At 71.3% G+C, this 14,965-nt stretch carries 14 protein-coding genes; 6 read left to right on the forward strand and 8 right to left on the reverse strand.

The window, feature by feature from the left end; all coding sequences use genetic code 11:
• Window positions 1-26: 26 nt before the first annotated feature.
• The 3 genes from pstA to pstS all read right to left on the reverse strand — a co-directional run bounded on the left by pstA (window position 27) and on the right by pstS (window position 3,328).
• Window positions 27-1,097 (reverse strand): phosphate ABC transporter permease PstA, encoded by a 1,071-nt coding sequence (pstA, locus tag ACWD6P_RS06925; protein ID WP_451443097.1) that lies wholly within the window; start codon window positions 1,095-1,097, stop codon window positions 27-29.
• A 5-nt stretch (window positions 1,098-1,102) separates the two neighbouring features.
• The gene (gene pstC, locus ACWD6P_RS06930; RefSeq protein ID WP_451442988.1) at window positions 1,103-2,098 is read right to left on the reverse strand and encodes a phosphate ABC transporter permease subunit PstC; all 996 of its coding nucleotides are present in this window, start codon (window positions 2,096-2,098) and stop codon (window positions 1,103-1,105) included.
• Window positions 2,099-2,212: 114 nt separating this feature from the next.
• Window positions 2,213-3,328: a phosphate ABC transporter substrate-binding protein PstS gene (gene pstS, locus ACWD6P_RS06935; protein WP_451442989.1), complete on the reverse strand. Its 1,116-nt coding sequence runs from the start codon at window positions 3,326-3,328 to the stop codon at window positions 2,213-2,215.
• A 454-nt stretch (window positions 3,329-3,782) separates the two neighbouring features.
• Between pstS and ACWD6P_RS06940 the strand changes: the two genes are divergently transcribed.
• Together ACWD6P_RS06940 and ACWD6P_RS06945 are read left to right on the forward strand one after the other, a co-directional pair.
• Window positions 3,783-4,880, forward strand: coding sequence for an NlpC/P60 family protein (locus ACWD6P_RS06940; protein ID WP_451442990.1), 1,098 nt, complete (start codon window positions 3,783-3,785; stop codon window positions 4,878-4,880).
• A gap of 298 nt (window positions 4,881-5,178) precedes the next feature.
• Complete coding sequence (locus ACWD6P_RS06945; RefSeq protein ID WP_451442991.1) at window positions 5,179-6,600, forward strand: PP2C family protein-serine/threonine phosphatase; 1,422 nt, start codon at window positions 5,179-5,181, stop codon at window positions 6,598-6,600.
• A gap of 42 nt (window positions 6,601-6,642) precedes the next feature.
• Here the strand turns inward: ACWD6P_RS06945 and ACWD6P_RS06950 are convergent, their stop codons facing one another.
• From ACWD6P_RS06950 to ACWD6P_RS06960, 3 genes are all read right to left on the reverse strand, one after another.
• On the reverse strand, window positions 6,643-6,987 hold the full coding sequence (locus tag ACWD6P_RS06950) for a DUF2516 family protein (protein ID WP_451442992.1): 345 nt from the start codon (window positions 6,985-6,987) through the stop codon (window positions 6,643-6,645).
• A gap of 155 nt (window positions 6,988-7,142) precedes the next feature.
• Entirely contained in the window at window positions 7,143-7,745 is a 603-nt protein-coding gene (locus ACWD6P_RS06955; protein WP_451442993.1) for a hypothetical protein, read from the reverse strand.
• 33 nt (window positions 7,746-7,778) lie between these two features.
• Window positions 7,779-8,246 carry a helix-turn-helix domain-containing protein gene (locus ACWD6P_RS06960; protein WP_451442994.1) on the reverse strand — a complete coding sequence of 156 codons (468 nt, stop codon included), beginning with the start codon at window positions 8,244-8,246 and terminating at the stop codon, window positions 7,779-7,781.
• 137 nt (window positions 8,247-8,383) lie between these two features.
• On the opposite strand from ACWD6P_RS06960, the gene ACWD6P_RS06965 reads away from it, so the two are divergent.
• The 4 genes from ACWD6P_RS06965 to ACWD6P_RS06980 all read left to right on the forward strand — a co-directional run bounded on the left by ACWD6P_RS06965 (window position 8,384) and on the right by ACWD6P_RS06980 (window position 12,843).
• Window positions 8,384-8,866 (forward strand): helix-turn-helix domain-containing protein, encoded by a 483-nt coding sequence (locus tag ACWD6P_RS06965; protein WP_451443098.1) that lies wholly within the window; start codon window positions 8,384-8,386, stop codon window positions 8,864-8,866.
• Between the two features lie 10 nt (window positions 8,867-8,876).
• On the forward strand, window positions 8,877-9,293 hold the full coding sequence (locus ACWD6P_RS06970; protein WP_451442995.1) for a VOC family protein: 417 nt from the start codon (window positions 8,877-8,879) through the stop codon (window positions 9,291-9,293).
• 88 nt (window positions 9,294-9,381) lie between these two features.
• A complete protein-coding gene (locus tag ACWD6P_RS06975) occupies window positions 9,382-11,802 on the forward strand; it encodes an ATP-binding cassette domain-containing protein (protein WP_451442996.1) in 2,421 nt (806 codons plus the stop codon).
• A gap of 264 nt (window positions 11,803-12,066) precedes the next feature.
• Window positions 12,067-12,843 carry a DUF5707 domain-containing protein gene (locus ACWD6P_RS06980; RefSeq protein WP_451442997.1) on the forward strand — a complete coding sequence of 259 codons (777 nt, stop codon included), beginning with the start codon at window positions 12,067-12,069 and terminating at the stop codon, window positions 12,841-12,843.
• 76 nt (window positions 12,844-12,919) lie between these two features.
• Here the strand turns inward: ACWD6P_RS06980 and ACWD6P_RS06985 are convergent, their stop codons facing one another.
• Together ACWD6P_RS06985 and ACWD6P_RS06990 are read right to left on the reverse strand one after the other, a co-directional pair.
• Entirely contained in the window at window positions 12,920-13,765 is an 846-nt protein-coding gene (locus ACWD6P_RS06985; protein ID WP_451442998.1) for a maleylpyruvate isomerase N-terminal domain-containing protein, read from the reverse strand.
• A 71-nt stretch (window positions 13,766-13,836) separates the two neighbouring features.
• A complete protein-coding gene (locus tag ACWD6P_RS06990; RefSeq protein ID WP_451442999.1) occupies window positions 13,837-14,766 on the reverse strand; it encodes a putative protein N(5)-glutamine methyltransferase in 930 nt (309 codons plus the stop codon).
• Between the last annotated feature and the right edge of the window lie 199 nt (window positions 14,767-14,965).

The raw sequence follows: 14,965 nt of genomic DNA on the forward strand, positions 1-14,965 counted from the left end.
ACTCGGCGGAGCCGGAGGGGGTCGCCTTAGCGACCGGTCTTGGGGGCCTTCCAGCGGGCGATCCCGCGGGCCACCAGGTTGAGGAGCATGACGAAGGCGATGAGGACCAGTGCCGCGGCCCACGCGCGGTCGTAGGAGGCCTCGGAACCCTGCTGCCACTGCTGGAAAACGTAGAGCGGAAGTGACTGCTGGGCATCTTCGAACGGGTTGTTGTTGATCGTCTTCGCGCCCCACACCAGGAGCAGCACCGGGGCGGTCTCGCCGGTGATACGGGCGATGGCGAGCATCACGCCGGTGGTGATGCCGCCGATCGACGTCGGCAGGACGACCTTGAGGATGGTGCGCCACTTCGGGACGCCGAGGGCCAGGGAGGCCTCGCGCAGCTCGTTCGGGACGAGCTTGAGCATCTCCTCGGTGGAGCGGACCACGACCGGCATCATCAGGATCGCCAGCGCCATCGCACCGGCGAAACCGGACGGGCCGAAGCCGAGGATCAGGATCCACACGGACAGGATGAACAGGCCGGCCACGATCGAGGGGATGCCGGTCATCACGTCGACGAAGAAGGTGACGGCCTTGGCGAGCCTGCCGCGTCCGTATTCGACGAGGTAGATCGCAGTGAGCAGACCGATCGGCGCGGCGATCAGGGTGGCCAGGCCGACCTGCTCCAGGGTGCCGATGATCGCGTGGTAGATACCGCCGCCGGCCATCTGGTCGGGGAGGGTGCCCATCGAGTGCGACAGGAAGTAGCCGTCCAGGACCTTGATGCCGCGGGCCACGGTCTCCCACAGCAGGGAGGCCAGCGGGATCACGGCGAGCAGGAAGGCGACCCAGACCAGGCTGGTGGCCAGCCGGTCCTTGGCCTGCCGGGCGCCCTCGACGGCCGCGGTCAGCGCGAACGTGCCGAAGATGAACAGCAGGACGGCGATCAGGCCCCACTGGAGGGTGCTGTCCAGGCCGGCGGCCAGTCCGATGCCGCAGCCCGCGCCGGCCGCGACCAGCGCGAGGGCCGGCGGGGCCCAGCGGGGCAGCCGGGGGTGCTTGAGGGAGGCCGCGAGCGGGCTGCCGCCGTTGGCGGTCTGCCGGTGGTCCGTCATGACGCTCATGCTGCGGCTCCCGAGTACTCCTTGCGGCGGGCGATGATCAGACGGGCCGCGCCGTTGACGAGGAGCGTGATCACGAAGAGGACGAGGCCGGAGGCGATCAGGGCGTCCTGGCCGAACTGGTCGGCCTCGCTGAACTTGCTGGCGATGTTCTGGGCGAAGGTGCCGCCGCCCGGGTCCAGCAGGCTGGCGTTGATCAGGAAGCTCGGGGACAGGACCGTGGCGACGGCCATCGTCTCGCCGAGCGCGCGGCCCAGGCCCAGCATGGAGGCGCTGATGACGCCGGAGCGGCCGAAGGGGAGCACCGACATCCGGATGACTTCCCAGCGGGTGGCGCCGAGCGCGAGCGCGGCCTCCTCATGCATCTTGGGGACCTGGAGGAACACCTCGCGGCTGACGCTGGTCACGATCGGCAGGATCATGATCGCGAGCAGGATGCCGACGGTGAACAGCGAGCGGGCCGCCCCGCCGCCGTACTCGAAGATCCCGGTCCAGCCGAGGTAGTCGTCCAGCCAGCTGTAGAAGCCGGTCAGGTGGGGGACGAGGAAGAGCGCGCCCCACAGGCCGTAGATGATGCTGGGCACCGCGGCGAGCAGGTCGATGACGTAGCCGAGCGGCGAGGCCAGCTTGCGCGGCGCGTAGTGCGAGATGAACAGGGCGATGCCGACCGCGACCGGGACCGCGATGACCATCGCGACCACCGAGCTGACGATGGTGCCGAAGGCGAGCACCGCGATGCCGAACTTGGGCTCCAGGCCGGTGGCGTTCCAGTCCAGCGTGGTGAAGAAGTTGGCCTTGTCGCCGGAGATGGCGAGCACGGACCGGTAGGTGAGGAAGCCCGCGATGGCGGCCATGATCACCAGGAGGGCGATGCCGGACCCCCGGGAGAGGCCGAGGAAGATCCGGTCACCGGGACGGACCGCCTTGCCGGAGACGGCGGAGCGGCCGTCGCGTGGCGCAGGCGGGTTGTCGGTTATCGAGGAGGTTGTATTCATGGGTTCTCCGGTCTGCGGAGCCGGTGAGGGCTCCTGGCGCGGCGGTGCACCGGACGGGCGACGGCCCGAAAGGGGCCCTTGTCAGGGGGCCCCTTCCAGAATGCGCCCGGTGGGTCAGGAGATCTTGGCGACGGTCGCGCGGACCTTGTCGGCGATCTCGGTGGGCAGCGGGGCGTAGCCGAGCTCCTTGAGGGCGGTCTGGCCGTCCTTGCTGGAGACGTAGGTCAGGAAGGACTTGGTGGCCGGCAGGGTCTCGGCCTTGTTGCCCTTGTCGCAGGCGATCTCGTACGTCACCAGGGTGATCGGGTAGGCGCCGTCGGCCTTGGTGGTGTAGTTGAGCTCCAGGGCGAGGTCGTTGCCCTTGCCGACCTGCTTGGCCTCGGAGATGGCCTTGGAGGCGTTGTCGACGGTGGCCTCGACCGGCTCCTTGGCGCCGGTGTCCACCTTGACCGTCGGGATCTTGCTGGAGGTCGCGTAGGACAGCTCGAAGTAGGAGATCGCGCCGCTGGTCTGCTTGACCTGCGAGGAGACGCCGGCCGAGCCGGACGCCGCCTGGCCGCCCTCGCCCTCCCACTTCTTCGCCGGCTCGTGCTTCCAGCCGCCGGCGGCCTTGAGGTACTTGGTGAAGTTGTCGGTGGTGCCCGAGTCGTCGGAGCGGTGGAACGCCTGGATCTTGAGGTCCGGCAGCTTGGCGTCCGGGTTCAGCTTCTTGATCGCCGCGTCGTTCCAGTTCTTGATCTCCGAGTTGAAGATCTTCGACAGGGTCGGGGCGTCCAGGACGAGGTTGTCCACGCCGGGGACGTTGTAGCCGACCGCGATCGGGCCGCCGAGCATCGGCAGGTCGATGGCCTGGCCGCCCTTGCAGACCTGCTTGGACTTGGTGACCTCGTCGGGCTTGAGGGCCGAGTCGGAACCCGCGAAGGCGGTCTGGCCCTGCAGGAAGGTGGTGACGCCGGCGCCGGAGCCCGTCGGCTGGTAGTTGATCTCGGTGTCCTTGCAGGCGCCGGAGTAGTTCTGCACCCAGACGTCCATGGCGTTCTTCTGCGCGGAGGAGCCGGAGGCGAGCAGCTTGCCCTTGCCCTCACACTTGATGTTCGTCTTGGCGGAGCCGCCGCCACCGCTTGCGCCGGTGGTGTCGTCGGAGCCGCACGCGGACAGGGCCAGGGCACCGGAGACGGCGAGAGCGCCAACGGCGAGGGCGCGAACCCGGTTCTTGCGCTGAAGCTTCACTGTCGGGAATTCCTTCCTGGGGCGCGCCGCTTCTCCGGCGTGCACGGGGGCGATGTGTGTGATGACCGCCGTGGGGGTGCGGTGTCAGCTAGCCGTGCCGCGGCAGCCGTCTGGGCATGACGCGCACTCGGTACGGCCGAAATTAAGCAGATCAGGTGAAGCGGCCGATGGGGCAAAGTGAACGCACGGTGAACCTCGGCCATCAGGTGGGTGCGGGGGAAGAAGTGTTCGCCCGCTCGTACTAAAGGGCCCGTCGCTCTGTTGAATTACTGAGGGGTATGGCAGCATCCGCGCCGGAGGACCACGCGAATCGGTGCGGAACGACCGGAGGTGACTGGTGGGGCGCCAGGGGGCAGGGCAGGGCGTTCGGGACGTACAAGAAGTAAGGGGCGAAGGGGGCTCACCCGGCGCGGGGGAGAGGCGGGGCGGCCGGGGTGCCCGGGGGCGCCGGCTGGTGGCGTGCACCGCCGTCGTCCTGTGCGCGACGGGTCTGCTCGGCGGTACGGCGGGCGCCGCGTACGCCGATGACCCCCCGCCCGCGGCCGGCTCCGGGAAGGGCGACGGACCGGCCGCCGACCCCGGCGCCCGGCGCCTCGACGACGTACGCAAGAAGATCGACGCCCTCTACCGCAAGGCCGAGCAGGCCACCGACGCGTACAACGCCGCCAAGGAGCAGGTCGAGCTCCAGCAGAAGGAGATCGTCAAGCTGGCGCGCAGCATCGACGGCACCCAGCGCAGGCTGGCCGCCCTCAAGCGGCAGGCGGGCGCGCTGGCCAGCGCGCAGTACCGCGCCGGCGGGCTGCCCGCGGAGGCGAAACTGATGCTCGGCGACGATCCCGGCAGTTTTCTCGACAATGTCACCCTGGCCCGCAAAGGGCAGCTCGCCGCCAAACGCGTGATCACTCAACTCGCGAATCTCAAGGGCGACTTGGAGGATTATTCCGACGCCGCCACCGATCGCTGGGAGCGGCTGGAGGCGAACCGCAAGAAGAAGGAAAGCGCGCAGCGGGACATCAAGAAAAAGATCGACGCGGCAAAGAAGCTGGAATCTCGACTGGCCGCCAAGGAAAAGGACCGGCTGCGGAAACTGGAGGACGCGCAGGCCTTCGCGCAGCAGCAGAAGTGGCTCGACTCGGGCGTACTCGACGACATCAGCGACAAAGCATCCGCCTGGGGCAAGAAGGCGATTTCGTACGCCACCGAGCAGATCGGCAAGGATTACGTATGGGGCGCCGAGGGGCCGGACACCTTCGACTGCTCCGGGCTGACCCTGCGGGCCTGGGAGCGCGGCGGCCGCACGATTCCGCGGACCTCGCAGGAGCAGTGGCGGCAGCTGCCGCGCATCGCCCTCAGGGACATGCGGCCCGGTGACCTGATCATTTACTTCTCCGACGCCAGTCATGTCGGGATGTATCTGGGCGACGGCGCGATCGTCCACGCGCCCCGGCCCGGCCGGCAGGTGACGATCGCCGGCGCCGGCTCGATGCCCATCCTCGGCGTGGTCCGTCCCGATGGTGACGGCGGACACCGTGACGCGGATCGCACACGATAAATGACCGGAATGCTTGTTGTCTGAGGGTTGCCATCGCGTAGCGGAATGCACTCAAGCGGGGTGATATTCGTCATTCCGCATTCCGCCTGACCCGGGCCAAATGGCTTATCAGCCTCGGCATATGCCGATGGCTGATTGCCATCGGCCATTCCCTCCTCCTCCGAACTGACGCTATGGTCGCCTGTCAGTGCCCGGTGGGTGCCCCGCTCGGCCGACCGACGAGCGGTGCCGGTCGGGCACGGTGGTGCGCCGTCGGCGCACCACTGCGCCCCTCGGGGGGAGGGAAGGAAGCAGACCGATGCCCGTACCCGTACCGCACCAGCGGACGGTCGTACTGCCGCACCAGGCAGGACCGGTGGACGGCGCCTGCGCGGACACCGCGCCGGCGGCCGGCGCGGTAGGCACGGGGAACGCGGCGGACCAGGGCCTGCGCGCCCCCGCCGCCGGCCAGGAGGCGGCCCACCCGGCGCCGCAGGACCTCCGGACGCCCGAGCAGCCGCTCACGGACGAACAGCGACTTTCGGCCGACCACGGACCGTCCCATCAGGGCCTGACCCTGCTCCTCATCGGCGAGGACCCCAACAGCCACGTCCCCGAGATGTCGGACTGGGCGGGCCGCCGGGTGCGCCTGCGCACCGCCCGCAACCTCACCGAGGCCGAGCGGCTGCTCACCGACGACGTGCACTGCATCCTGCTCGACCTGCCCCCGGCCGAGCGCGACGACCGCAGCGAGCGGGACGGCGCCCCCGGCGCCGAGCTGGGCATGCTGCACGACGTCCTGCGGATGGCGCCCTCGCACGCCGTCCTCGTGCTGACCTACGAGACGGACGCCGAGCGCGCCGCCGACGCCGTACGCGTCGGCGCCCAGGACTACCTCTTCCGCGACGAGCTGGACGGCGCGGTGCTCAGCCGCGCCGTGCGCTACGCCGTCGAACGCAAACGCGCCGACCTCGCACAGCGCCAGCTCACCGAGTCGCGGATGCTCGCCCAGGAGAACCGCCGCCTGGAGCGCGGTCTGCTGCCCACGCCGCTGCTCGACGGCTCCGACCTGCACTTCGCGGCCTGCTACCGCCCCGGCCGCAGCCGCGCCCTGCTCGGCGGGGACTTCTACGACACGGTCCGCACGCCCGACGGCACCGTCCACGCGATGATCGGCGACGTCTGCGGCCACGGCCCCGACGAGGCAGCCCTCGGCGTCGAGCTGCGGATCGCCTGGCGCGCGCTGACCTTCGCCGGGCTGTCCGGCGACGAACTGCTCGCCACGCTGCAGAAGGTGCTGGAGCACGAGCGCTCCGACGACGAGATCTTCGCGACGCTGTGCACCGTCGACATCTCCGCGGACGGCCGCCGCGCCGGCCTGTGCCTGGCGGGCCACCCCGCACCGCTGCTGGCCCGCGCCGGCGAGCGCCCGCAGCTGCTGCCGTACGAGTGCGGCGGCCCGGCGCTCGGCCTGCTGCCGCGCGCCCGCTGGCCGCGCCGGCAGGTCGAACTGGGCGGCTCCTGGAGCCTGATGATGTACACCGACGGCCTGATCGAGGGCCGGATCGGCGAGGGCAACAAGCGCCTCGGCCAGGACGGCATGACCGAGCTGGTGAGCCGGCAGATGGCGCGGGGCCTCGCGGGCGAGGAGCTGCTGGACGCCACGGTCCGCGAGGTACGCGACCTCAACGGCGGCGAGCTGACGGACGACGTGGCGGTACTGCTGCTGAACCGCGGTTAGGGCCGGTCCGACAGCTTAAGGTCCGGTCGCCCGGCGGAGCGCTCAGCGCCCCCCGTTGTACGGCCCGTACGGTCCGTCCGAGCTGGAGCCGCCGCGCCGCGGGCCGCGCCCGCCGCCGGTGACCTCCCGCAGCGCCGGCCGCACATCGACGGTGTAGACGATCACCGCGATCACGCCGATGATCGGCAGGAACGACATGATCGGCAGGATGAACAGCAGCGCCGTGGCGAGGGCGAGGAAGATCAGCCACATGCCCTTGGTCTGCTTGCTCGCGGCGCGGTAGGCGTCCTCGCGGCGCACCGCCGCATCGATCAGCATCACACCGGCATAGACGCCCAGGGCGAGCTGCACCCAGCTCAGAATGCTCTGGAACCCGTAAATCAGCACGCCGTACACCGCCCGTTCGCCAGTCGTGTCGTCTCGGTCCGCCGCGGCCGTCCGCGGCCCGTGCCGCCCCACCGTACCCGCACAACGGGCCGGGCACGCCAAGGGTGCCCGGCCCGGCCGGTGAAATCCGTGTGCTCAGCGCGGAGCGCGCCGGCTCACTTCGCGGACGGCGGGGTGCTCTTCTTCGCCGGTGCCGGCTTGCGCTGCGCGACCGGCTTCTTCGGCGCGGCGGGCTTGGCCTGGGCCGCCGGGGTGGCCTTGGTCTCCGCCTTGGCGCCGTTGGCGGTCTCGGTCTTCGCGCCGCTCCTGGCGGCCGGCTTCGGCTCCGGCTCGATCGCCACCGCGAGGTCCTCGACCTGGTCGGCGGCCTCGCCGCGCCAGTTCGCCACCGCGTCGCGGCCGCGCTCGGCCAGCTGGTCGTACCCCTCGCGGACCTGCACGGCCCCCTCGGCGAGCCGGCCCACACCCTGCAGCGCCAGCTCCTGCGCCTGGTCGCGGAACTTCCTGAAGTCGCCGTCGAGCGAGCCCAGCAGCTCGGCCAGCTTCTCCTGGGCGTCCTTGGCCTGCTTGGCGACCAGCGCCTGGACGTCCTTGGGGTCGGTGCTGCGCACGGACTCGAAGTGCTTGGGCGCCTCGGTGCGCAGCTTCTCGACGAGCTGCGGCACCTTCTCGGCGGCCAAGTCGACCGTGCCGGCCAGGGCGTACAGCGGGGTCGCGTCGGTCAGGGCCTTGCGGAGGTCATCGGTGTTGATGGCCATGACGTTGTTCCTCCTGGAAACGGAATCGGTTGCTCAGGTGGTGTGCGGGCCGCCGTCGGCCTCTGTCTCGTGGGAGTCCGTGCCGCGTGTCACGCGGGAGTCCGTACCACGCCCGTCCGCAGGCCCGCTCGCAGCGCCCTCCTTGCCGCCGACCAGCCCGTTCTCCTTGCGGAAGGACTCGTAGATCTGCAGCAGGACCTGCTTTTGTCTCTCGTTCAGCGCCGGGTCGGTGAGTATCGCGGTCTGTACCTCGACCCCGTCCAGCCCGCGCCGCTCGTCCAGAATCCCGGCCTGGACGTAGAGCGTCTCGGCGGATATCCGCAGCGCCTTGGCGAGCTGCTGCAGGATCTCCGCGCTCGGCTTGCGCAAGCCGCGCTCGATCTGGCTCAGATACGGATTGGACACCCCGGCGGCATCCGCGAGCTGCCGCAGGCTCAGCTGCGCCGTGCGCCGCTGCTCCCGCAGGAACTCGCCGAGATTGCCGACGTTGAGTGATGCCATGTGTCGATGGTGCCTCCTCGTGCTAACTATTGCAAGCAAGCGCTAGCAAAAGTGCTCGGGGTGGGGGCGGGGGCCCGTGCGATGCTGGGCCCGTGACGCTTGCGGACCTGGTCCGGCTCCGCCGGGCACGCGACCTGATGGACCGCGACTACGCGGAGCCGCTCGACGTCCCCGCGCTGGCCCGCGCGGCCCATATGTCGTCCGGCCACTTCTCCCGCAGCTTCCGTGCCGCCTTCGGGGAGACGCCGTACAGCTACCTGATGACCCGCCGGATCGAGCGGGCCAAGGCCCTGCTGCGGCGCGGCGACCTGTCGGTGACGGAGGTCTGCTTCGCCGTCGGGTGCACGTCGCTGGGGTCGTTCAGCTCGCGGTTCACCGAGCTGGTGGGCGAGAGCCCGAGTGCGTACCGGGCGCGCGAGCACGAGCCGGGCGCGGCCATCCCGGCCTGCGTCGCCAAGATCTTCACGCGGCCGGTCAGGAACGCGGGACCGGCGACGGACGCGGGACCGGCCGCGGACGCGGAACCGGCGACGGACGCGGAACCGGCCAGGAAGACCGAACCGGCCGCGGCCGCGGAACCGGTCAGGAACGGAGAAGCGGAGCGCGCGGCCCGCCCGTAGCGTGAGCCGCATGGACATCACACTTTCGCAGTGCTTCATCGCCGTCGACGACCACGACAAGGCGCTCGCCTTCTACCGGGACGTGCTCGGCTTCGAGGTGCGCAACGACGTCGGGTTCGAGGGCATGCGCTGGGTGACGGTCGGCTCGCCGTCGCAGCCCGACGTGGAGATCGTGCTGGAGCCGCCCGCCGCGGACCCCAACGCCTCGCCGGCCGACAAGCAGGCCATGGCGGAGCTGCTGGCCAAGGGCATGCTGCGCGGCGTGATCTTTACGACCGACGACGTCGACGCCGTCTTCGAGCGCATCCAGGCCTCGGGCGCCGAGGTGCTGCAGGAGCCGGTCGACCAGCCGTACGGGGTCCGCGACTGCGCCTTCCGCGACCCCGCGGGCAACATGCTGCGCTTCAACCAGCGCCGCACCAAGTGAGCCCGGGGCCGGCCGGGCACCGCACCGGCCGGCCCCGGTCCGCGGCCACCCACCGCGAAGCCCGCCCCGCCCCACAGAGGGAGAGACCATGAGCCCGGCCCAGCGGACGGCCCCGCCGTCGCCCGCACCGCACGCCGCCGACAGCCACGATCTGATCCGCGTGCACGGCGCGCGGGTGAACAACCTCAAGGACGTCAGCATCGCGATCCCGAAGCGGCGGCTGACGGTGTTCACCGGTGTCTCCGGCTCGGGCAAGAGCTCGCTGGTGTTCGACACGATCGCCGCCGAGTCGCAGCGGCTGATCAACGAGACCTACAGCGCCTTCGTCCAGGGCTTCATGCCGACGCTGGCACGGCCCGAGGTCGACGTCCTCGAAGGGCTGACCACCGCGATCATCGTCGACCAGCAGCGGATGGGAGCCGACCCGCGCTCCACGGTCGGCACCGTCACCGACGCCCACGCGATGCTGCGCATCCTCTTCAGCCGGATCGGAAAGCCGCACATCGGCCCGCCCAGCGCGTACGCCTTCAACGTCCCCTCGGTCCGGGCGAGCGGTGCGATCACCGTCGAGCGCGGCGCCAAGAAGGCGGTGAAGGCGACCTTCAGCCGCACCGGTGGCATGTGTCCGCGCTGCGAGGGCCGGGGCGCGGTCTCCGACATTGACCTCACCCAGCTCTACGACGACACCAAGTCGCTCTCCGAAGGCGCGTTCACCATCCCCGGCTGGAAGTCCGACAGCTTCTGGACCGTGCGGGTCTACGCCGAGTCGGGCTTCGTCGACCCGGACAAGCCGATCCGCAAGTACACCAAGAGGGAGATGCAGGACTTCCTCTACCGCGAGCCGACCAAGGTGAAGGTCGAGGGCGTCAACCTCACCTACGAGGGCCTGATCCCCAAGATCCAGAAGTCGTTCCTGGCCAAGGACAAGGAGGCGCTGCAGCCGCACATCCGGGCGTTCGTGGAGCGGGCGGTCACCTTCGCCACCTGCCCCGAGTGCGACGGCACCCGGCTCAGCGAGGGCGCCCGGTCCTCGAAGATCGAGCAGATCAGCATCGCCGACGCCTGCGCGATGGAGATCAGGGACCTGGCCGAGTGGGTCCGGGGCCTCAAGGAGCCCTCCGTAGGCTCTTCGAGCGGGGGATACGCCAGGGTGGCGCCGCTGCTCACCGCGCTGGCCCGCACGCTCGACTCGTTCGTGGAGATCGGACTCGGCTACCTCGCGCTCGACCGGCCGGCGGGCACGCTGTCGGGCGGCGAGGCGCAGCGCGTCAAGATGATCCGCCACCTCGGCTCCTCGCTCACCGACACCACCTACGTCTTCGACGAGCCCACCACGGGCCTGCACCCCCATGACATCCAGCGGATGAACGACCTGCTGCTGCGGCTGCGGGACAAGGGCAACACGGTGCTCGTCGTGGAGCACAAGCCGCAGACGATCGCGATCGCCGACCACGTCGTCGATCTCGGCCCCGGCGCGGGCCAGGCGGGCGGCAGCGTCTGCTTCGAGGGCACCGTCGCGGGGCTGCGGGGCGGCGGCACCGTCACCGGCCGCCACCTCGACGACCGGGCCGCCGTGAAGGAGGCGGTCCGCACCCCCGGCGGCGCCCTGGAGGTCCGCGGCGCGACGACGCACAACCTGCAGGGCGTCGACGTCGACATCCCGCTCGGGGTGCTGACCGTCGTCACCGGCGTCGCCGGCTCCGGCAAGAGCTCGCTCGTGCACGGCTCCATCCCGGCCTCGGCGGGCGTGGTGTCGGTGGACCAGGCGCCGATCCGCGGCTCGCGGCGGAGCAACCCGGCGACGTACACCGGGCTGCTCGACCCGATCCGCAAGGCGTTCGCCAAGGCCAACGGTGTGAAGCCGGCGCTGTTCAGCGCCAACTCCGAGGGCGCCTGCCCCACTTGCAACGGCGCCGGGGTCCTCTACACCGATCTGGCGATGATGGCCGGCACCGCCACGACCTGCGAGGACTGCGAGGGGAAGCGGTTCGAGGCCTCGGTCCTCGACCACCACCTCGGCGGGCGCGACATCAGCGAGGTGCTCGCGATGCCGGTGGCCGAGGCCGAGGAGTTCTTCGGCGCGGGCGAGGCGCGCACGCCGGCCGCGCACCGCATCCTCACCCGGCTCGCCGACGTCGGCCTCGGCTACCTCACCCTCGGCCAGCCGCTCACCACGCTCTCCGGCGGCGAGCGGCAGCGGCTCAAGCTGGCGACGCACATGGCCGACAAGGGCGGCATCTACGTCCTCGACGAGCCGACCACCGGCCTGCACCTCGCCGACGTCGAGCAGCTGCTCGGTCTGCTCGACCGGCTCGTCGACTCCGGAAAGTCGGTCATCGTCGTCGAGCACCACCCGGCGGTCATGGCGCACGCCGACTGGATCATCGACCTCGGCCCCGGCGCCGGCCACGACGGCGGCCGGATCGTCTTCGAGGGCACCCCCGCCGACCTCGTCGCCGCCCGCTCCACCCTCACCGGCGAACACCTCGCGGACTACGTCGGCGCCTGACCGGGGCGCCGCCGGCCGGAGCACCCCGGTCCGGCCGGCGGCGGCTGCGGCCAGCGGCGGCTGCGGTGGGGCGGGGCGGCCGTCAGCCCCGGCAGCCGCGGGTGCGAAATGGCTGATCAGGGGCGTATGGGCGGGAAATTCCGAGGGGTTCGGGGGCGGTCAGCGAACCGTTGTGAAGAATCGTTCAACTGTTTACAGTTGGCCTCCTCATTCGCCCGCCGTGCCCTGCATTCGGCGGGCGCATCTTCATATGTGGGGAGATTCATGCGCAAGCGCGCAATCTTCGCCGGTCTCGCTGCGGCCGCCGCGCTGGGCGGCTTCGTCGTCCCTGCCGCGTACGCGGACGAGACCGTCGGCGACATCCAGATCACCGGTGTCGCCGTCAACGGAGGCAAGGACATCGCCGTCGGCCTCACCGACCGGACGATCACGGTTTCGGTCACCGCCACCGACCCGTCGGGCATCTGGGACGCGGATGTCCACCTGTGGCGCGGCACCGACCCGGACAACCCCGTCGGCTACATCAAGCCGAACGAGGACACCACCCCCGCGGACTGCGTCGCCGCCAGCGCGACCACGTCCACGTGCTCGAAGACCTTCACCTTCGAGCCGGACTGGTGGCTCGCCAACGCCGACGCCGGGATCTGGAAGGTCGGCGTCCAGGCGTGGGCCAACGACGACAGCCGCACCCAGCGGGACGCCTACGCGACCACCCGCATCCAGCGGTACTCCAAGCTGACGGTCAACGCCGGCCCGGAGCCGGTGGCCGGCGGCAAGACCCTCACGGTCACCGGCAGGCTCACCCGGGCGAACTGGGACACCGACGCCTACGCGGGCTACACCGCGCAGCCGGTCAGGCTCCAGTTCCGCAAGGCGGGCACCAGCACCTACACCACCGTCAAGACGGTCAACACCTCCAGCACCGGGGACCTCACGACCACGGTCACCGCGTCCGCGGACGGCTACTGGCGCTGGAACTTCGCCGGCACCTCGACGACCCCGGCCGTCGCGGCGACCGGTGACTACGTCGACGTGCAGTAGCACTCCCGGCCGCGGCACGGCGCCGGCCGCCGCTGGTGGCGGCCGGCGCCTTGCCGTTTGTGCAGGCGGCGCGCGCTCACTCGTTGAGCCAGAAGCCGACGCCGTCGAGCCAGGCGTCGAGCAGCGCCACATCGCCGGCGATCTCGATGCCGCTTCCGCCGGCGCCGCGGGTGGGCCGCCGGCCGTAGATGAGCAGCAGCAGTTCGGCCAGCGGGCCGCGTACCGCGACGGTGGCCTCGGCGTGGGCGCGGCGCCAGGTGAGGGCGTCGCCCTCGAGGCCGACCAGCCATTGCACCGGCGCGCCGGGTGCGGTGCCGGTGGCCTGGAAGTGCAGGGTCCGGCCGCCGGACATCAGCTTGCGCAGCTCGGGCTCGGCCTCGAAGACCTCCGGCAGGGAGCCAAAGCCCATCCACTCGTCGAGGGCGTCGACGGCGACCTCGTCCGCGACGGTGAAACCCGCCCCGGCGGCGGAGCCGGTACGGCCGGAGGGGGCCGCCGCGACGGCGAAGGCCGCATCGGCACGGTGGACGACCGTCTCGTGCGTCATACGGCGGGCCCAGAAGACCGGGGTCCCACCGGGCGCCACGGTCCACACCTCGGCCTCGGGCCCGGCCGCCCGCAGCGTGTCCGCCAGCTGCCCGGCACCCTCGGCGAGCCAGGCGCCGAGGACGGCGGGGTCCTCGTCCCGATAGCCCGAGACGTCGTTGAGCCGCTCGTCGGACACCGGCCCCGTGGCCCGGGTCCGTACGATCTCCTCCACCCAGCGATGTGCCCAGCCCACATGCCGCAGCAGCTGCCCCAGGCTCCAGCCGGGACAGGTGGGAACGGGCGCCGCCAGGTCGGCGCCCTCGATGCGGGCTCTCAACAGGTCGGTCTGCGCGACGATTTCGGCACAGTGGCGGTCATAGCTCATCGAAGGCATGGCGCCACGGTAGACCGGCGCCGGCCCGGGACCCAGCGAGTTTCCCTCCCGCGCCCGCTGCGCCGGCCGTGTCACGGCGCGGCCGGTGCGGGCTCCTCGTCCGCCGGCTCCTCATCCGCCGGCCGCTGGTCTGCCGGCTCCTCCTCTGCCGGCCGGGTCCCGATGACGACCGTCGCGTACCGCTCGTCGCAGGCGGCCACCTGGGGGAGCAGCCCGTTGCGGGCGAAGGCCTCGACGGCCCGGGGCGCCTGACGTTCGCTCGTCTCGACCAGCAGATGGCCGCCCGGGGCCAGCCACCGCGGCGCGGCCGCGGTCACCCGCCGCAGTACGTCGAGCCCGTCCGCACCGCCATCGAGCGCCACCAGCGGCTCGTACTCACGCGCCTCCGGGGGCAGCAGCCCCACCTCTTCGGTCGGTACGTAGGGGACGTTGGCCACCAGGATGTCGATACGGCCCCGGAGCCCGGCGGGCAGCGGGTCGAACAGGTCGCCCTCGTAGACCTCGCCCCCCACGGCGGTGACGTTGCGACGGGCGCAACGCACCGCGGCGGGCTCGATGTCGGCGGCGTACAGCTCGACCCGCTCCAGTCCGGCGGCGAGCGCGGCGCCCACCGCGCCGGAGCCGCAGCACAGGTCGACGACGACCGTGGGCCGCCGGGTGCGGCCGGCGGTCCGCAGGCCGAGGTCCACGGCCCGGCCCACGAGGAATTCGGTGCGGCGGCGCGGCACGAAGACGCCGGGAGCGACGGCGACCCGCAGACCGTGGAACTCGGCCCAGCCGAGGACGTGTTCAAGGGGTTGGCCGGCGACCCGCCGCTCCACCATGGCGGCGAGTTCTTCCGCGGTACGCGCCGTGGAGAGGAGCAGCTCCGCCTCGTCCTCGGCGAACACACAGCCGGCGGCGCGCAGCCTGGCGATGACGGTGGGGCGGGGGAGCGCTGCGGGGTGCCCGGGCGCGAGAGGTGACGACTGGTCGGGCGGGCACTGCTGAGATGACGACATGTGAGCCTTTCGGGGCGCCGAGGGCGCTTCCCGGGTCACCTGTGCCGGACGGCCACCTGCGTCGGGCGGGCCGTACGGGCGTGAGACGGAAGCGCCTGCCTGGTCTGGCGGGGGATCGGTCTCACCTCCTCGGTCGGTCCGTTACTGGCACGCCACAGTACCTGACCTGGGACGCGGCGCACATGCAGGGGCGGGGCGG

The organism is Streptomyces sp. NPDC002446, from assembly GCF_053595675.1.

Excerpts from the sequence above, each read along its gene's own strand:
- pstA (WP_451443097.1), bottom strand. The coding sequence starts at position 1,097 with ATGACGGACCACCGGCAGACCGCCAACGGCGGCAGCCCGCTCGCGGCC.
- pstC (WP_451442988.1), bottom strand. The coding sequence starts at position 2,098 with ATGAATACAACCTCCTCGATAACCGACAACCCGCCTGCGCCACGCGAC.
- ACWD6P_RS06945 (WP_451442991.1), top strand. The coding sequence starts at position 5,179 with ATGCCCGTACCCGTACCGCACCAGCGGACGGTCGTACTGCCGCACCAG.
- ACWD6P_RS06955 (WP_451442993.1), bottom strand. The coding sequence starts at position 7,745 with ATGGCCATCAACACCGATGACCTCCGCAAGGCCCTGACCGACGCGACC.
- ACWD6P_RS06960 (WP_451442994.1), bottom strand. The coding sequence starts at position 8,246 with ATGGCATCACTCAACGTCGGCAATCTCGGCGAGTTCCTGCGGGAGCAG.
- ACWD6P_RS06965 (WP_451443098.1), top strand. The coding sequence starts at position 8,384 with ATGGACCGCGACTACGCGGAGCCGCTCGACGTCCCCGCGCTGGCCCGC.
- ACWD6P_RS06970 (WP_451442995.1), top strand. The coding sequence starts at position 8,877 with ATGGACATCACACTTTCGCAGTGCTTCATCGCCGTCGACGACCACGAC.
- ACWD6P_RS06975 (WP_451442996.1), top strand. The coding sequence starts at position 9,382 with ATGAGCCCGGCCCAGCGGACGGCCCCGCCGTCGCCCGCACCGCACGCC.
- ACWD6P_RS06980 (WP_451442997.1), top strand. The coding sequence starts at position 12,067 with ATGCGCAAGCGCGCAATCTTCGCCGGTCTCGCTGCGGCCGCCGCGCTG.
- ACWD6P_RS06985 (WP_451442998.1), bottom strand. The coding sequence starts at position 13,765 with ATGCCTTCGATGAGCTATGACCGCCACTGTGCCGAAATCGTCGCGCAG.
- ACWD6P_RS06990 (WP_451442999.1), bottom strand. The coding sequence starts at position 14,766 with ATGTCGTCATCTCAGCAGTGCCCGCCCGACCAGTCGTCACCTCTCGCG.